This is a genomic window from Haloarcula sp. CGMCC 1.6347, from assembly GCF_037078395.1.
Lineage (GTDB): Archaea > Halobacteriota > Halobacteria > Halobacteriales > Haloarculaceae > Haloarcula > Haloarcula amylolytica.
Window position 1 is genome coordinate 1,317,082 of record NZ_JAYMGX010000001.1, and the last position, 14,649, is coordinate 1,331,730.

The 14,649-nt window shown below is 63.3% G+C and carries 15 protein-coding genes; 5 read left to right on the forward strand and 10 right to left on the reverse strand.

The features are described 5' to 3' along the window. Positions 1-121: 121 nt before the first annotated feature. The 9 genes from VI340_RS06975 to VI340_RS07015 all read right to left on the reverse strand — a co-directional run bounded on the left by VI340_RS06975 (position 122) and on the right by VI340_RS07015 (position 9,697). On the reverse strand, positions 122-1,186 hold the full coding sequence (locus VI340_RS06975; protein ID WP_008309129.1) for a glucose 1-dehydrogenase: 1,065 nt from the start codon (positions 1,184-1,186) through the stop codon (positions 122-124). Between the two features lie 40 nt (positions 1,187-1,226). Beyond that, the gene (locus VI340_RS06980; RefSeq protein WP_008309128.1) at positions 1,227-2,303 is read right to left on the reverse strand and encodes a Gfo/Idh/MocA family protein; all 1,077 of its coding nucleotides are present in this window, start codon (positions 2,301-2,303) and stop codon (positions 1,227-1,229) included. A gap of 29 nt (positions 2,304-2,332) precedes the next feature. Then, on the reverse strand, positions 2,333-2,536 hold the full coding sequence (locus VI340_RS06985; protein ID WP_014040380.1) for a hypothetical protein: 204 nt from the start codon (positions 2,534-2,536) through the stop codon (positions 2,333-2,335). A 1-nt stretch (position 2,537) separates the two neighbouring features. Continuing rightward, positions 2,538-3,734: an ABC transporter ATP-binding protein gene (locus VI340_RS06990; protein ID WP_336358068.1), complete on the reverse strand. Its 1,197-nt coding sequence runs from the start codon at positions 3,732-3,734 to the stop codon at positions 2,538-2,540. Between the two features lie 4 nt (positions 3,735-3,738). Then, positions 3,739-4,740, reverse strand: a complete 1,002-nt coding sequence (locus VI340_RS06995; RefSeq protein ID WP_008309125.1) for a carbohydrate ABC transporter permease — start codon at positions 4,738-4,740, stop codon at positions 3,739-3,741. Between the two features lies 1 nt (position 4,741). Beyond that, a complete protein-coding gene (locus VI340_RS07000) occupies positions 4,742-5,722 on the reverse strand; it encodes a carbohydrate ABC transporter permease (RefSeq protein ID WP_008309124.1) in 981 nt (326 codons plus the stop codon). Positions 5,723-5,800: 78 nt separating this feature from the next. Further along, positions 5,801-7,339, reverse strand: coding sequence for an extracellular solute-binding protein (locus tag VI340_RS07005; RefSeq protein WP_336358069.1), 1,539 nt, complete (start codon positions 7,337-7,339; stop codon positions 5,801-5,803). A 230-nt stretch (positions 7,340-7,569) separates the two neighbouring features. After that, positions 7,570-8,646: a TrmB family transcriptional regulator gene (locus tag VI340_RS07010; RefSeq protein ID WP_008309120.1), complete on the reverse strand. Its 1,077-nt coding sequence runs from the start codon at positions 8,644-8,646 to the stop codon at positions 7,570-7,572. A 61-nt stretch (positions 8,647-8,707) separates the two neighbouring features. Further along, positions 8,708-9,697 (reverse strand): aldo/keto reductase, encoded by a 990-nt coding sequence (locus tag VI340_RS07015; RefSeq protein ID WP_336358070.1) that lies wholly within the window; start codon positions 9,695-9,697, stop codon positions 8,708-8,710. Positions 9,698-9,756: 59 nt separating this feature from the next. Here VI340_RS07015 and VI340_RS07020 point away from each other — a divergent pair, with 59 nt between their 5' ends. The 5 genes from VI340_RS07020 (at position 9,757) to VI340_RS07040 (ending at position 13,624) form a co-directional block, all read left to right on the forward strand. Beyond that, the gene (locus VI340_RS07020) at positions 9,757-10,632 is read left to right on the forward strand and encodes a hypothetical protein (protein ID WP_336358071.1); all 876 of its coding nucleotides are present in this window, start codon (positions 9,757-9,759) and stop codon (positions 10,630-10,632) included. Between the two features lie 334 nt (positions 10,633-10,966). Further along, positions 10,967-11,605: a transcriptional regulator GfcR gene (gene gfcR, locus VI340_RS07025; RefSeq protein ID WP_008309114.1), complete on the forward strand. Its 639-nt coding sequence runs from the start codon at positions 10,967-10,969 to the stop codon at positions 11,603-11,605. Between the two features lie 115 nt (positions 11,606-11,720). Beyond that, positions 11,721-11,918: a DUF5800 family protein gene (locus VI340_RS07030; protein WP_008309112.1), complete on the forward strand. Its 198-nt coding sequence runs from the start codon at positions 11,721-11,723 to the stop codon at positions 11,916-11,918. 156 nt (positions 11,919-12,074) lie between these two features. Further along, positions 12,075-13,241: a thiolase domain-containing protein gene (locus tag VI340_RS07035; protein ID WP_336358072.1), complete on the forward strand. Its 1,167-nt coding sequence runs from the start codon at positions 12,075-12,077 to the stop codon at positions 13,239-13,241. Beyond that, positions 13,238-13,624 (forward strand): Zn-ribbon domain-containing OB-fold protein, encoded by a 387-nt coding sequence (locus VI340_RS07040; protein WP_336358073.1) that lies wholly within the window; start codon positions 13,238-13,240, stop codon positions 13,622-13,624. The genes VI340_RS07035 and VI340_RS07040 overlap by 4 nt, the downstream gene beginning before the upstream one ends. 3 nt (positions 13,625-13,627) lie before the next feature. Here VI340_RS07040 and VI340_RS07045 read toward each other — a convergent pair whose 3' ends face one another. Then, positions 13,628-14,569: an alpha/beta fold hydrolase gene (locus VI340_RS07045; protein WP_336330414.1), complete on the reverse strand. Its 942-nt coding sequence runs from the start codon at positions 14,567-14,569 to the stop codon at positions 13,628-13,630. Between the last annotated feature and the right edge of the window lie 80 nt (positions 14,570-14,649).

Here is a 14,649-nt window from a genome sequence, read left to right on the forward strand (position 1 = left end):
GAGTAAATACCTCACAATCTTACATCTACTATCTTACATATGCCCGACAGATACCCGTCTAGAGGGAGGATATTCAGACCAAACTGGCGTCAAAAAGCTCGGGCGCGGTCCCGCCCGAGGGTTACAGCGAATCGAACTCGACGACTGCTTTTATCTGGTCGTCCCCATCCTCGAAGGCCGCCTCGACGTGTTCCGGGTCGGTGACCGTCGTGACCAGGTCATCGAGTAGCCACTCCGGAAGCTCCTGTAAGGTCTCGACGGCGTCCTCGAAGTGCGAGACGTGTGAGTTGACCGTGCCGATGAGACACTTGTTGTGCAGGACGATCTCGTTGTGTAGCGAGCCACCGTCGACTTCGAACTCCCACGGCTCCGGGATGCCGAGCAACACGCCGACCCCGTTCTGGTCAAGCGCCTTGACCGTCTGGAACGCGTGCGGGGCGAACCCGGTTGCCTCGTAGATGTAGTCCATCGCCTCGTAGGCCTCCGGGAGTTCGTCCACCGGCGTTTCGCGGGAATCGACGTACGTGCTCCCGATCTCGTCGATGATATCGACCGTCGGGTCGGGTCGGTCACGCCGACCGACACAGTACGTCCGGTCGTACTCCTGGTCGAGCATCCACAGCGTCAACAGCCCGAGCGAGCCGTTGCCCAGCACGCAGGCGGATTCCGGTCGCCAGTCGAACGGTTCCCGCGTCGCGTACGCGTGCTCGTTGGCCTTCTCGGTGATCGAGAGCGGCTCGACGAGGAAGCCGTGCTCCGCGACTGACTCGGGGACCGGGACAAGGAAATCCGCCGGCGAGGTGAAGTACTCGGCCATGAAGCCGTGGTCGCCGACGATGCCGCGTTCCGTGTACTCGCCGTCAGGGGCCATATCAGGCTCGCCCCGGCGGAAGTAGTCGTTCGTCTCACCGTTCGGTTTCCGTCGGACGGTCGGCGCGACGACCTGCCCCGCCTCGAGCCCCGTGCCATTGGGCTCTTCGACGACGCCGACCGCCTCGTGTCCGAGAACCATGTGGTCCGCCCCGTCGGGGAACCCGCCGTGGGACCCGTTCAGGACTTCGTGGTCTGTGCCGTCAACACCAACGCGGAGCGTCCGGACGAGTGCCTCGCCCGGGTCAGGCGACGGTCGCTCCCGCTCTAAGAGCTGTGGGCCGTCGTCGTCCCGCGTAACACCAATCACTTTCATGCCAGGCAGAGAGTGAGAACACTGGGGATTAAGTCTTTCTTCAGGGTTCTGCCTCACCGACACTGACGGCCGTGCCAGTCTCGCTGGAGCGGTAGATTCCGTCCATCACACGCTGGACGCGAAGCGCCTGTTCAACGGTGTTCGTCGACGGCGGCGTCCCGTCTCTGACTGCGGAGACGAACCGCGCCTGTTCCCGTCGCTGTGGGTCCGACCGTTGCGTCTCGATATCGGTCGTCCGGTGGTGCATCCGGCCGGTGTCGGCGGTTTCGAACAGCGTCAGCGACTGGTCTGCGAGGTCGAGTTTCGCGCCCGCCCCGGTCCCGCGGACGTAGTACTCCTGGCTGTCCGGCCGGTTCGTCGCCCACGCGACCTCCAGAGAGATCGTCGTCCCGTCCCCACAGCGAATGAAGGCACTCGCGGAATCGTCGACGCTGAACTCGGCTGCACCGTGGTCCTCGCCCCACATCTCGACGTACGCGTACTCCTCGTCGACGCCGAACTGAGCGCGGGTGTCGCCCGACACCTCGACGACCTCCGGGTGGTCGGCGACGTGCAGTGCCAAGTCGATGGCGTGTGCGCCGATATCGATGAGCGACCCGCCACCAGCCACGTCGCTGCGCGTGAACCACGACCCCCGGCCGGGGACGCCGCGACGCCTGATGTAGTTCGCTTCGATATGAGACACCTCGCCCATATCGCCCGCGTCGCGGTAGCCCACAAGCGTCTGAACTGGATCGGCGAACCGCTTGTGGAAGCCGACCATGCAGAACCCGTCGGCCGCTTCGGCGGCCGCGGCGATCCGCTCGGCGCTTTCGAGCGTGTGGGCCAGCGGCTTCTCGACGAGCACGTCGAGCCCTGCCTCAAGGGCTGTGACGACGTACTGTTCGTGAAACTTGTTCGGCGTCGTCACCAGCACGGCATCCACCGTCTCGAACATCGCCGCGGCTTCCTCGTACACCGCCGCGTCGTACGTCTCAGCGAACCGGCGGCGCGCATCGGCGTCGACGTCGACGCCCGCCGCTATCGAGACCGGCTGGTCGAGCTGTCGGAGGTTGGTACAGTGGATGTCCGCGATGTTCCCCAGTCCGATGATGCCTATCCGAACGGTCTCAGTCATGTGTCTCGAAAGCTGCACCCGGTGTCGGGTTAATACAACTGCTTTTCACGCTCTTCGCGTTCCTCTTCCTGTTCCTGCTTTGCCTTCTCACGGCGTCGACCGCGCCGATACTGGATGATGCCGGGGACGATTTTGTTCTTCAGGTCCAGAATGAACGACACGATACCGTAGGCCCAGAAGAAAAACAACACGAGCATCCCGCTCCAGTACAGCATCGCGAGGTGGCTACTCATTTCAGTCGTCTGACTCTACTTCGCTACTGGATGCAGTGCCTTCGGCCTCGTACGGGATGAGGTCGTGGACGATCGCGTCGCCGGTGGCCGAGTCGAACAGGTGGACGTTCCGCCGGTCGATGACGACCCCGATCTCATCGTCTTCTTCGAGGTCCGAGTCAGGGTCGATGCTCATCAGCAACTGGTCGTTCGTCGCCAGTTCCTGAGACATCGACGTTTCGCCGTCGCCCAGCAGCAGGTAGGCGAATATCTCGTCGCCCATCGGTTCGAGAATGTCGGTCGTCGCCGTAATCATTCCCGACGGGTCGGGGACCTCTGACTTGAGTTCGCCCGGGTAGATGTCCTCCGGGCGGATGCCGAGTGTCACGTCGTCACCCACTCCGACGCCTTCGATGGACGACGGATTGAATTCGAGGGAGAAGTTCGGCGTCTCAAGTGTGGTCTCGGTGACTGTCCCCTCGACGAAGTTCATCGACGGCGAGCCGATGAACCCGGCGACGAAGAGGTTGTCCGGCTCGTTGTAACAGGTCAGCGGCGGGTCGATCTGCTGGAGCTGTCCCGAATCGAGGACGGCGATGCGGTCGGACAGTGTCATCGCCTCCTCCTGGTCGTGAGTCACGTAGATGATGGTCGTGTCCAGTTCCTTGTGCAGGCGCTGAAGCTCCGTCCGCATATGGACCTTGAGCTTCGCGTCGAGGTTCGCCAGCGGCTCGTCCATCAGGAACACGTCGGGCTCGCGCACGATAGCGCGGGCGATAGCGACGCGCTGGCGCTGTCCACCGGACATCTCCTCGGGCATCCGGTTGAGCATCCCCTCTAGCTGGACGATATCCGCGGCCCGCTCGACCCGGCGGTCGATCTCGTCTTGCGGGTAGTCCCGGAGCCGTAGGCCGAAGGAGATGTTGTCGTACACGTCCATGTGCGGGAACAGCGCGATGTTCTGGAACACCATCGCGATGCCGCGGTCCTTCGGCGGGAGGTTCGTCACCTCGCGGTCGCCGATGTATATCTCACCCTCGGTCGGGATGGTGAGCCCGGCGATGGTCTCCATCGTCGTCGACTTCCCGCAGCCGGACGGGCCGACGAAACAGATGAACTCGCCGTGGTCGATGTCGAGGTTCATGTCGTCGACCGCGGTGACCACGTCACCCTGGTCGTCGTAGCGCTTCGTTACGTGTTCGAGTCGTACTCTTGCCATTGTGTTACTCCTTGAGTGCGCCTGAGGTCAGTCCGCTGACGATGCGTTCCTGTGCGACAATCACGAGGATGACGACGGGGAGGACCCCGACGATACTCGCGGCCGCCATGAGGTTGAACTGCGTGGTGTACTGGGTCTGGTAGCTGAGAATCCCGCCGACGATAGGCGACCACTTGGCCGCCTCCGGCGAGGTCGCCATGATCGAGCTGAAGAAGTACTCGTTGTAGACGGCGATGAACGTCAGCACGGCCGCCGTCGCCACGCCCGGCGCAGACAGCGGCATGATGACCCGGAACAGCGCGCCCAGTCGCGTCGTTCCTTCGACCCGTGCGGCGTCCTCCAGCCCGTCGGGAATCTGGCCGTAGAACGTCGTCAGGATGAAGATAGACAGCGGCATGAACAGCGCACTGAACGGCAGCACCATCGATCCCGGGGTGTTCAGCATCCGTGGCGGGGTAAACAGCGGGATGGACGTGAACGGCACTGTAATCGGGGCGTTGCCGGCGAACGCCTGAAACAGCGGGATGACGAACGCGGCCGGCGGGAAGTAGCTGATCGCCAGAATACCGAGCATCAGCAGTGCGCGGCCGGGGAACCGAAGTCGGCCGAACACGTAGCCGGCGAGGCTGGCGACGAACAGCACGATGACCGTCGTCGTGACCGCCAGCGCGAAGCTGTTCAGCATGTACAGGTGGAACGGCACCTGTTCGAAGACGGTGACGAACGCGCCCGGGTTGAAGCCCTTCGGAACCGGTAGTGGGAACGTCCCGCTGACGCCGAAGAGGTTTACTGTCGGGAGGAAACTGCCCGAGAGCAGGTTCCCTTCGGGGGTCACCGCCAGCACGATGAGCCAGTAGAATGGGAACAGCGTCGTCACCAGGAAAAACACCATCGCCGCGTAGAACAGCGCCCGGTACACTTTTTCCGGGTCCTGGATGGCGCTCTGGGTCCAGCGCTGTAGCGGTCCGTCGCTCGACTGCTCCTGGGTGTCGGTTGGCGTCGCCATGTTAGATCGCGTCCTCCCCTTGCCAGACGATGAGTCCCATTACGACCGTCCCGATGATGGCGGCCGTCACGAACGCGATGGCCGCGGACGTCCCCTCACGGGTGGTGAACGTCGCGACGACCATACACGACAGCGACGGCACGACGGTACAGCTCGACACCGTGTCGATGATCCCGTACACCCGCATCGCCTGCACGGACCGGAACAGCACGGCGACGCCGATAGTCGGTAGAATGAGCGGGAACGTGATGAGCTTGAACTGCTGCCACTTCGTCGCGCCGGCGACCTTCGCCACGTCGTACAGGCCCCGGTCGATGCTCTGCAGCCCTGCCAGAATGAGCAGGGCCATGAACGCCGACGTCTTCCAGATGTCGGCGACGATGATGATAAACGTCGCACTTGCCGTGTCGTTGAGCGTGTTCGTCGGCGCGAGCAGTCCGAGGTCAGCAAGCGGTGGCGTCAGGAACCCGACGTTCGAGTTGAACATCAGGAAGAAGATCATCCCCTGAATGACGATTGGGACGGCCCACGGGATGATGATAGCCGCGCGAATCCACCGCCGACCGTAGAAGTCTTGGTCGAGGATGAGCGCCTGTCCGAGGCCGATGAGCGTCTCGAACAGTACACTCACGACGGCGAAGATTATCGTGACGACCAGTGCGCTGTTCAGCAGTGCACTCATGCCAAGCCCTTCGGGAAGGAACGTCGTTCCGCCGGGCAGGTACCGGTTCTTCTCGCCGGTGAACAGCTCGACGTAGTTCCCAGCGCCGACGAAAGTCGTGCTCGAAAAGTCCGCCGAGAGCGCGAACAGCGACAGCTCGAAGGTCCGCAACAGCGGGTACAGCGCGACGATACCCAGAAGTACGAACACGGGAACCAACAACAGATACGCGTACTGCGTGTCGCTGAGGTTCTCCATCCAGCGCATCACGCTGACGAGTGCCCCCGAACGTCTGGATTCACGGCCGGTTTCTGTGCTCATTCGGTTACCTCCGTCCGTCGTTTGAATGTGTCATGGTAAATAATCACAGGGGTAGTTTTGTAACGGTTGCCCGTGGCTTCAGGTCTGCTCGGTCTCTTCCAGTGCGGACTCTAGCGTCGCCATCGCGTCGGCCGAAGAGGCCTCCTGACCGACTGCGCGGTTCGTTTGCTGTGCGATCTTGCTTGACTGGTCGCTCCAGACAGCCGTCACCGGGCGCGGCATCGTGTTGTTACCAGCGACCTGCAGCGTGTCCATGTACCGGCCAACGACGGGCACGTTCTGGGCCTCGCTGGAGTTGAACAGTTCGGGCCGCGGCGGCAGCCAGCCCTGGACGGACAGCAGCGTGAGCTGGAAGTCCGGCTCCATGGCGGCGCGAATGACCTGTGTCACGGCGTCTAAGTCCTCGCTGTTGGGGTTGACCGTCATGTGCCAGCCACCGAGGGCGGCCGTGGTACCGCCCGTACCGGGCTGTGCGGCCTCGCCCTCGGGAACGGCGTACGGAATCGGCATCGCGCCGAGGTTCTCGCCGAGCGCCGGGTCCTCGGTCTCCTCCGGGTTGCGGCCGCCGAGCGCCAGCGAGTAGGGCCAGTTCCGGTGGAAGACGGCGTTGCCGTTGACGAACGGCGCGCGAGCGTCTTCCTCCTTCCAGCCGAGGATTTCGGTCGGGGTGAAGCCGCCGCCGTACCCCTCGAACTGCCCGTCGAACTCCTCGTCGTGGACGAACTTCCGCATCATGTTGAGGGAGTTGATGACCTCTTCGTTGTTGACCGTGATCGGCCGCTCGCCGATCGGCCCGAAGAGGTTGTCGCGGCCGCCGAAGTACGCGCCGCCCCACGAGGACATGACCTCGTTGAACGTACAGCAGGAGGTACCCTCGTAGATGTCCCACTGGGTGGTAAACCCGTACTCGACATCGGCATTGTCGTAGGTGTCCGCGGCGATGTTCGACCACTCTTCCCACGTCATCGGCTCGGTCGCCCAGTTGTTCTCTTCGGGGCTGTAGCCGGCTTCTTCGACGAGGTCCTTGCGGTACTGCATCGTCGGGAAGTCCGGGAACACCGGGACGCCGAACAGGTCACCTGTGCTTGGATTCCGGGCCGTGTCCGTGAACGCCGAGAAGTAGTTGTCCGACACGTCCGAGAGGAGTTCCTCCGGCAGCGTCTGCGAGAGGTTCTGGAGCTGACCCCGCTGGATGAAGATGTTCGTCCAGCCGTTGTCCATCAGGAACATGTCCGGGTTCGTCTCGCCGGCCGAGAGCAGTCGGTTGTAGTTCGACCGGGCCGCACCGGTGTCCTGGTCACGCGGGACGAACTCTATCTCGATGTCGTCCGACAGGCCGTTGTCGTGCAGTGCCTGCTTGATTGCGTCGCCGTTGTTCTGGACGGCCACCGGGTCGAAACCCCACTGGACCGTCGTCGTCTCACCGCTGCTGCCATCGCCAGTCGAACCACCGTCACTCCCGTCACCGCTACCGCCGTCGCCACCGTCGCCGCCGCCGACGAAGTCAGCACAGCCTGCCAGTCCACCGACAACACCTGCTGCTCCGGCGGCACGGACGAACCGTCGCCGGGAGACGCCTGTCGAGTTCCGCTCGCCGCTTGTGCCATTGTCCGACATATCTATTCTGAGCTATCCCGGACACACCTTAAAGGTTGTCCATAATTAACCACAGGTGTTGTTAATTGTCGGCCTCGGCCCCCAGTCGTGATATATTATTGACTGTTGAATACCGTATAAATCTTTCAGTATATATACGTGCGGATAGGTCAAACAGCTGTTTGCCACACAGCGGAGCTCAAACGCGCAAACTGAGGGAGAGTTTACCGGCCTGCGAAAACAGCGGCTCGTTACTCGTAATGGACGTTCGTAATCGTGACCTCGGTCGCTTCGATTTCCTCGATGACGGCCCCCCAGCCACCGACTTCGTACGTCCCGTCGTCGGTGACCAGCGTCGCACTGATTCGACCGGCCAGTTGTGCCAGTGGGACGGGGTCCTTGCGACCGATACTACTCCCGGTGTAGTCGATGTCGGTGACGCGCCCTGTCAGCTCGACCGACTCTTTCGTTTCCGTGTCGTACCCCTGGATGACAGCCTCGATAGTCGCGTCCTCGTTCAACAGCGGTTCGATATCCCGGACCGCGTGACGGAGGTCGACGTACGTCGTCGGCGTTTCCGGCGTCCGTTCGGTGTACAGCGTGTCCCAGATTTCCCAGAGACAGGTCAGGAAGAACCAGTGGAAGATGTAGGTGTGGGTGCGGTCCTTGACGAGGACGCCGTACTCGTTGACTGAGTCGTGATGGGGCGCAAAACACGTCCAGGTCCGGTCGACCAGCACGAAAAACGGGGCTGGAATCTCACGGTTTCGAGCCTCCGTACAGGTCCCTTCGATGTCGGAAAGCGGCGGTACTTCCTCGCCAGGACCCGTACAGATGCTGAGTTTGATGTTCACGCCGCGGTCGTGGGCGGCAATGAGTTCCTCACGAACCGCGTAGAACTGCTCCGGATCGACGCCGACCTGAATCTGGTTTTCGGCCGTTTCGATGAGCTCCCGGGCTCGGCTGACGACCGTTTCGAACCGCTTGACGATACTGACCTCGTGGTCGGATATCTCGGGCTGGTTCCAGCGTTCCTCGATCGTCTCTGCCGCGTCGAGGTACTTGCTCGACCGGGACCGCAGATCTTCGAGGACCACATCGGGGTTGCGGGCGCGGGCGGTCAAGCTATCCTGCTGGAACGTCTCGATATACCCCTTCGTCTCCAGGTCCCGGAGCACGTCGTAGATCCGCGGGTCCGGAACGTCACAGGAGTCAGCGATGTCGGTCGCCGATGCGGTCCCCAGCCCCAGCAACGCCACGTAGGCCTCCGCCTGATACGGGGAGAGACCGGCATCTTCGAGGACATCGGTTAGTTCGCTGTCGTCCATGTGTGTACAGGGAAACTGAGTACGCAGTTAACGTGCATGGTTATCTATCGAGGTCCACAGGTCAGTCCTTGCCCTCGACCGGCCACTGTGGCTGTTTCGGGGCTTCGATTCGGGCGCACTCCTCGTCAGTTAACTCGATGTCGAGTGCCTCGACGTTCTCCTCCAGATGGCCCATGGTCCGCGGGCCGATAATCGGCGCGTCGACGACGTCCTGATGGCAGAGCCACGCCAGGCTGACCTGTGCCGGCGTCGCGCCCTTCGCGTCGGCAATCGCCCGCACCTCGTCGAGGACCGCCCAGTTCTCGTCGCTGAATCGGTTTGCCGTGTACTCATCCGTGCTTGCTCGGCCCTCGGAGAGGTCCTCGTCGCGTTCGTACTTCCCGGCGAGGAAGCCACCGGCCAGCGGCGACCACGGGATGACGCCGACCCCCTCCGTCTCACACACCGGCAGGAGGTTCGCCTCCTCGTGGCGGTCGACGGCGTTGTACTCCGGTTGCATCGAGACGAAGCGCTCGTACCCCTCGATGTCAGCCGTGTACAGCGCCTTCTGGAACCGCCAGTTGGCCATCGTGCTCGCGCCAATATAGCGGACCAGCCCCTCGTCGACGAGATACGTCAGCGCGTCCAGCGTCTCCTCGATGGGCGTGTCGTCGTCCCACCGGTGGATCTGATAGAGGTCGAGATAGTCGACACCGAGGCGGTCCAGCGTCGCGTGACACTGGTCGATGATGTGTTTCTTCGAGAGCCCGCCCCCGTTCGGCCCGTCGTGCATATCGAAGTACACCTTCGAAGCAAGCACCAGTTCGCCGCGGCGGGCGGAGTCGACGGCGTCGCCCAGAATCCGCTCGCTCTCGCCGTTCGAGTAGGCGTTGGCCGTATCGAAGAAGTTGATACCCAGATCAAGCGCCCGTTCGAGTATCCGGCGGCTCTCGGCCTCGTCGTTTAGCATCCAGGGCTCCGCGCTCCCGAAGTTCATCGTTCCGAGACAGAGTTCGGACACGTCGAGCCCTGTCGACCCGAGCGTGGTGTATGTCACCGGCGACTCACTCATGACACTTCATACCACAGCTGTTGTTAAAGAATTTTGGGACTGCATACCGTTGTCCGAACATGAGCCGGGAGTCCGCACCGCAGGAAACAGATCCGATGGACCCATTCAGAACCCTCAGCGACGAGTCGTACACCGGAGAGAACAGATGCTGGCCGTGTACTGTCCTGAATCTGGGGCTCGTTGGAATCAGTGTCATGTTCCTTCGCGCACGCAACCGCCCGCGGGCGAGCCTGCTGGTCGCCGTTGTCGGCGTCGCGGTGGTCTACCTTCGGGGGTATCTGGTTCCGTACACGCCCGAATTTGCCCCGCGGCTGGTGGCGGCGTCACCGGTCCCGGACGAGTGGTTCCACGGGGGCCGACCACACGGAGACACATCTCGGGAAGACCCGACTCGCCGGGAAAGCGAATCACTGGCCGACGGCGTGGAGATGGACGGGGAAACCGTCCTCCGGGAGCTATCGGCGGCCGGCATTATCGAAGTCGAAGGGGAGCGGCTGTTTCTCGCGACGGCCATCGACACGGCATGGCACGAGCGAATGGACGAACTGGCCGACCGCTCGCTCGATTCGCTTTCGACGGCGCTGCAGGCGTCGCTCCCGCGAGTCGACTACACAGAACCGTACGCCGACGACGCGGAGTGGGTCGCACTCGGCTCCGACCACAAGCAGCTCCTTCCCCGACCGGTCGTCGTCGCCGAGCTCGCGGCGTACGAGGTCCTCGGCGAGCGTCTCGACGACGAGCGGCTCAGAGTCGCTGGCGCGGAAGCCTTCCGGATGTTTCTCGACAGGTGTCCGGTCTGTGACGCCGAACTGGTCGAGTCGTCGTCGGTGTCGTGCTGTGGCGGCCATCTGGGTCCCCATCAGAACCCCGACGAGACGCTCGTCTGTCCGACCTGCGAGCAGCGACTCTACACCTTTGAACTGAGCGACAACTGAACCGGGTTACACGGAACGGCCGAATCGGTGTCTGGTCCGGGATTCGAGTCGCTAGCCGGGTTCTGTTCGGAGAGACGATGGACGGGAACGGCGGGAGAGTCCCGCCTGACCGCTGGTGCGTGCGGTCCCGCGGACAACCATGCTCCGTGAGACGGTTGACGTCGGCCGGGTCGGAATGGTGGGGAGCATTGGTGACCCAACGGTGGTCCCACCTGATCCCGGACGGCAGGGGGAGTGAAACCCAGCCGGTAGAAATATACAACTGGTGTTGTAAATAAATTTTCGGTAAGTGAAGAACACTGCCTATTAAATCCTCGCACACGGAGATGGTGGTATGAAGAATATCGACGACCTCGTCGACAGCGCGTCCGACCTGGCACAGCGTGGCCTCTCTAAGGGCGAGATCGCTGACGAGCTCAACGTCTCCCGCGAGACGGCGAGTTGGCTTGTCGAACGCAGCGGCACCGGCACGGAACCGGAAACGAGCGACGACGGCGGTCCCCACGATATCCACGTCGACTGGTCCGCCGTCGGGCGGGACAGCAACCGGCTATACCACGCGGGGGCAGCGATGGCGGACCTGCTCTCGAAGAAAGGCGACGACGTGGACCTCACCATCGGCATCGAGAAGGCCGGCGCACCGCTTGCGACGACCGTTGCACGGGAGCTGGAAACCGACCTCGGGACGTACGCCCCGACCAAACACCAGTGGGACGACGACGAGAGCGAGACAACCGACGGTTCGTTCTCCCGGAACTTCGCGCAGATCCGGGACCGCGACTGCTACGTCGTCGACGACACCATCACCAGCGGCAAGACGATGGGCGAAACCATCGACGCGATCCACGAACAGGGCGGCAACCCCGTGGCCTGCGTCGTGCTGGCTGACAAGCGCGGCGTCGGCGACATCCGCGGCGTCCCGGTGTACTCCCTGCTGCAGGTCATCCGAGTCGGCAGCGACGGCGACTCGTAACAATCCTGACGGACTGACCGGAGCGCGTGTTACGTCGAGCGGCCGTCGAAGCACCTGAATCAGTGTGGCCGCGCGAGAGACTATCCTTTTATTCGTGCCGTGCGTAATTCGCGGCATGACTGTACTGTCGTTCGACGAACAGGGCGTAGACGTCGTCTACGAGGGGACGGAGTTCCGCCTCGAAAAGGCCCTCATCGAGGACGCCATCCAGAAGTCGTATCCCGACGTGACCGATCACGAAGTGCTGCAGATGGTCGAGCCGGAACCCGCGCTGTCGGGAGAACCCCAGCGTATCGCCGAGATCGTGAACTGAAGCGGAGATAGTTCCTTTCTGGGCGATAGACCCCTCGTGGGAGATAACCTCGATAAAGAACCCATACCCCGTTTTTAGGCGTTTATGGCCCCGAATATGCGCTAATTAAGCATCCGAGCAGTAGGCATTTAAGCCGTCAGCGCACACTGGGAGATAATGTCAGACCCACGTATCGCCGGGGCCAGCGTGACACATTTCGGGAAACACCCCGAGCGAACCGGCCGAGACCTGTTCGCCGAGGCCGGACTCGAAGCGCTATCGCAATCCGGAATCGACCCAGCGGACGCTGAAGCCCTCTATTACGGCAACTTCATGGGAGAGCTCGCGGAACACCAGGGCCATCAGGGCCCGCTTATGGCCGAGGCCATTGGCCTGGACGTTCCGGCGACCCGCGTCGAAGCGGCCTGTGCATCTGCCGGCACGGCCGTTCGTGAAGCCGTCAAGACGATCCGGAACGGCGAAGCGGAGGTCGTCGTCGTCGGCGGCGCGGAACGGATGACCAATATCGGGACGGCGGCGGCGACGGACGCGCTCGCTATCGCCGCCGACGACCTCTACGAGGTCCGCGCCGGGATGACCTTCCCCGGGGCGTACGCGCTGATGGCCCGGTCGTACTTCGACCAGTACGGCGGCTCCCACGAGGACCTCGCTCACGTCGCCGTCAAGAACCACGAGCACGCGCTGGTCAACGAACACGCCCAGATTCAGCAGGAAATCACGGTCGAGGACGCGATGGAGGCCCCGACGATTGCGGACCCGCTAGGCCTGTATGACTCCTGTCCGATTACTGACGGCGCAGCGGCTGCCGTTCTGACGACGGAGTCCTATGCCGAGGAACACGACCTGGACGCCCCAGTCGCCATCACGGGGACCGGGCAGGGTGGCGACAATCTCGCGCTACAGGACCGCCCGCACCTGGCACAGACGCCCGCCGCCGACAAGGCCGCCGAAGAGGCCTATGAGGACGCCGGCGTCGGTCCAGACGACGTCGACTTCGCCGAAGTCCACGACTGTTTCACTATCGCGGAAGTGCTGGCAATCGAATCGCTGGGCTTCTACGAGCGCGGTGAGGGCATCGCCGCGGCGCGCAACGGGGAGACGACCCGTGACGGCGACCTCCCGATAAATCTCTCGGGCGGGCTGAAAGCCAAGGGCCACCCGGTCGGCGCGACCGGTGTCGCCCAACTGGCGACCGTTGCCTGGCTCCTCGACGGGTCGCACCCGCGGGCCGACGCCGTCCCGGACAGCACCGTCGGCGTCGCGCACAACGCGGGCGGCACAGTGGCGTCTACGACCGTCCACGTCATGGAGGTGCAAGAATGACTGAATCCGCACGAGACGGCGAGTACGACGACTGGCTCGACAGCATCGAATCGGACGACGGCTACTACCTCGAATGTTCGAACGGCCACGGCTGGCTGCCGCCCCGGCGGGTGTGCCCGCGCTGTCACGACCAGGACCTCTCGGCAGTCGATCTGCCAGAATCCGGCGAAATCGCGAGCCACACGACGATTACCGTCCCGACGCCGCAGTTCGAGGACGACGCGCCCTACGTCACCGCCATCGCCGACTTCGGACCGGTGTCGGTCACGGGACTCGTCCGCGACGTGGACCCGGACGATGTTGCCATCGGCGACGTGGTCGGGATCGACGTCGGCGAGCGCGTGACGACCGGCGACAGAGCCGTCGTGTTCCGGCCGCGCTAACACTCAGTTCTCGACCGTTACCGAAGTCACTCTGTCGCGGACCACGTCGACGAACTCACCGGGGTGTTCGACGTGGGGCAGGAGCAGCGAGTCACCGAACACGACGAGCATCGCGTCCGCCTGTTCGGCCAGGTCGCGACCCTTCGACAGCGGCGTGATGTCGGCGTCCTCACCCCACACCAGCGTCACGGGCACGTCGAGGCTGGCCAGTGTTTCACCGAGGTCGTCCTCCGGGTCGAGGAAGCCGGAGACGAACGACGCCGGCGCGAACCGCGCGCCGGGCTGGTGGCCGCTCTGCCACTCGTAGTCGACGACGTCCTCGGTGAGATTGTCCATGTCGTAGTAGCCGTGGTCGGCGTGGAAGTGCCGGATGGAGGGTTTCGAGACGGTAAGGTTGTAGATGGCCTCGCCGATGACCGGCGCGCGGAGCAGCGAGCGGAGTCCGACGTTGCGACTCCCCATCGAACTGTCTGTCGGGCAGATGAGGATGAGTTCCTTGACGTCGACTTCCTGTGCCGCGCTGGCGGCGTAGGCCCCGGTCAGCGACGACGCGACGACGGTCGCGTCCGTGGTGGTGTCCTCAATGAAATCTCGTACGAACGCCGTGTACAGCGAGGCCGAGTACAGCAACGGCGGCCGGTCGGTGTGCCCGAATCCCGGCAGGTCCGGGGCGATGACGTGGTAGTCCTCGGCCAGCGTGTCGAACACCGTGTGGAACTCGTGATTGCTGGCAGCGGCGTTGATGCCGTGGCACAACACGAGGTCCGGGTCCGACGGGTCGCCGGCCTCGGTGTACGCGATATCGAACCCGCGCCAGCGGTACGTCCCCTGTTCCCCGTCGAGCATCGGTTCGAACGCGCCGGCCCGCGACTGCAGTACGCGGTTGGCAGCGGCTGTCGCGCCGACCGCACCAACGACCGCCCCGAGCGCCTTGCGGAGTCTCATACTGACATCTTGGGGCCCGGAGTGTGTTATACATGCTGGAAGAACGTCAGATAACTGTCGCTATCGGCCCGGGCAAACAT

What these genes read in the sequence shown, in the direction of transcription:
- VI340_RS07005 (WP_336358069.1), bottom strand. Translation starts at nt 7,339, where the DNA reads ATGTCGGACAATGGCACAAGCGGCGAGCGGAACTCGACAGGCGTCTCC.
- VI340_RS06990 (WP_336358068.1), bottom strand. Translation starts at nt 3,734, where the DNA reads ATGGCAAGAGTACGACTCGAACACGTAACGAAGCGCTACGACGACCAG.
- gfcR (WP_008309114.1), top strand. Translation starts at nt 10,967, where the DNA reads ATGAAGAATATCGACGACCTCGTCGACAGCGCGTCCGACCTGGCACAG.
- VI340_RS06985 (WP_014040380.1), bottom strand. Translation starts at nt 2,536, where the DNA reads ATGAGTAGCCACCTCGCGATGCTGTACTGGAGCGGGATGCTCGTGTTG.
- VI340_RS07010 (WP_008309120.1), bottom strand. Translation starts at nt 8,646, where the DNA reads ATGGACGACAGCGAACTAACCGATGTCCTCGAAGATGCCGGTCTCTCC.
- VI340_RS06995 (WP_008309125.1), bottom strand. Translation starts at nt 4,740, where the DNA reads ATGGCGACGCCAACCGACACCCAGGAGCAGTCGAGCGACGGACCGCTA.
- VI340_RS07015 (WP_336358070.1), bottom strand. Translation starts at nt 9,697, where the DNA reads ATGAGTGAGTCGCCGGTGACATACACCACGCTCGGGTCGACAGGGCTC.
- VI340_RS07040 (WP_336358073.1), top strand. Translation starts at nt 13,238, where the DNA reads ATGACTGAATCCGCACGAGACGGCGAGTACGACGACTGGCTCGACAGC.
- VI340_RS07020 (WP_336358071.1), top strand. Translation starts at nt 9,757, where the DNA reads ATGAGCCGGGAGTCCGCACCGCAGGAAACAGATCCGATGGACCCATTC.
- VI340_RS07000 (WP_008309124.1), bottom strand. Translation starts at nt 5,722, where the DNA reads ATGAGCACAGAAACCGGCCGTGAATCCAGACGTTCGGGGGCACTCGTC.
- VI340_RS07045 (WP_336330414.1), bottom strand. Translation starts at nt 14,569, where the DNA reads ATGAGACTCCGCAAGGCGCTCGGGGCGGTCGTTGGTGCGGTCGGCGCG.
- VI340_RS06980 (WP_008309128.1), bottom strand. Translation starts at nt 2,303, where the DNA reads ATGACTGAGACCGTTCGGATAGGCATCATCGGACTGGGGAACATCGCG.
- VI340_RS06975 (WP_008309129.1), bottom strand. Translation starts at nt 1,186, where the DNA reads ATGAAAGTGATTGGTGTTACGCGGGACGACGACGGCCCACAGCTCTTA.
- VI340_RS07030 (WP_008309112.1), top strand. Translation starts at nt 11,721, where the DNA reads ATGACTGTACTGTCGTTCGACGAACAGGGCGTAGACGTCGTCTACGAG.
- VI340_RS07035 (WP_336358072.1), top strand. Translation starts at nt 12,075, where the DNA reads ATGTCAGACCCACGTATCGCCGGGGCCAGCGTGACACATTTCGGGAAA.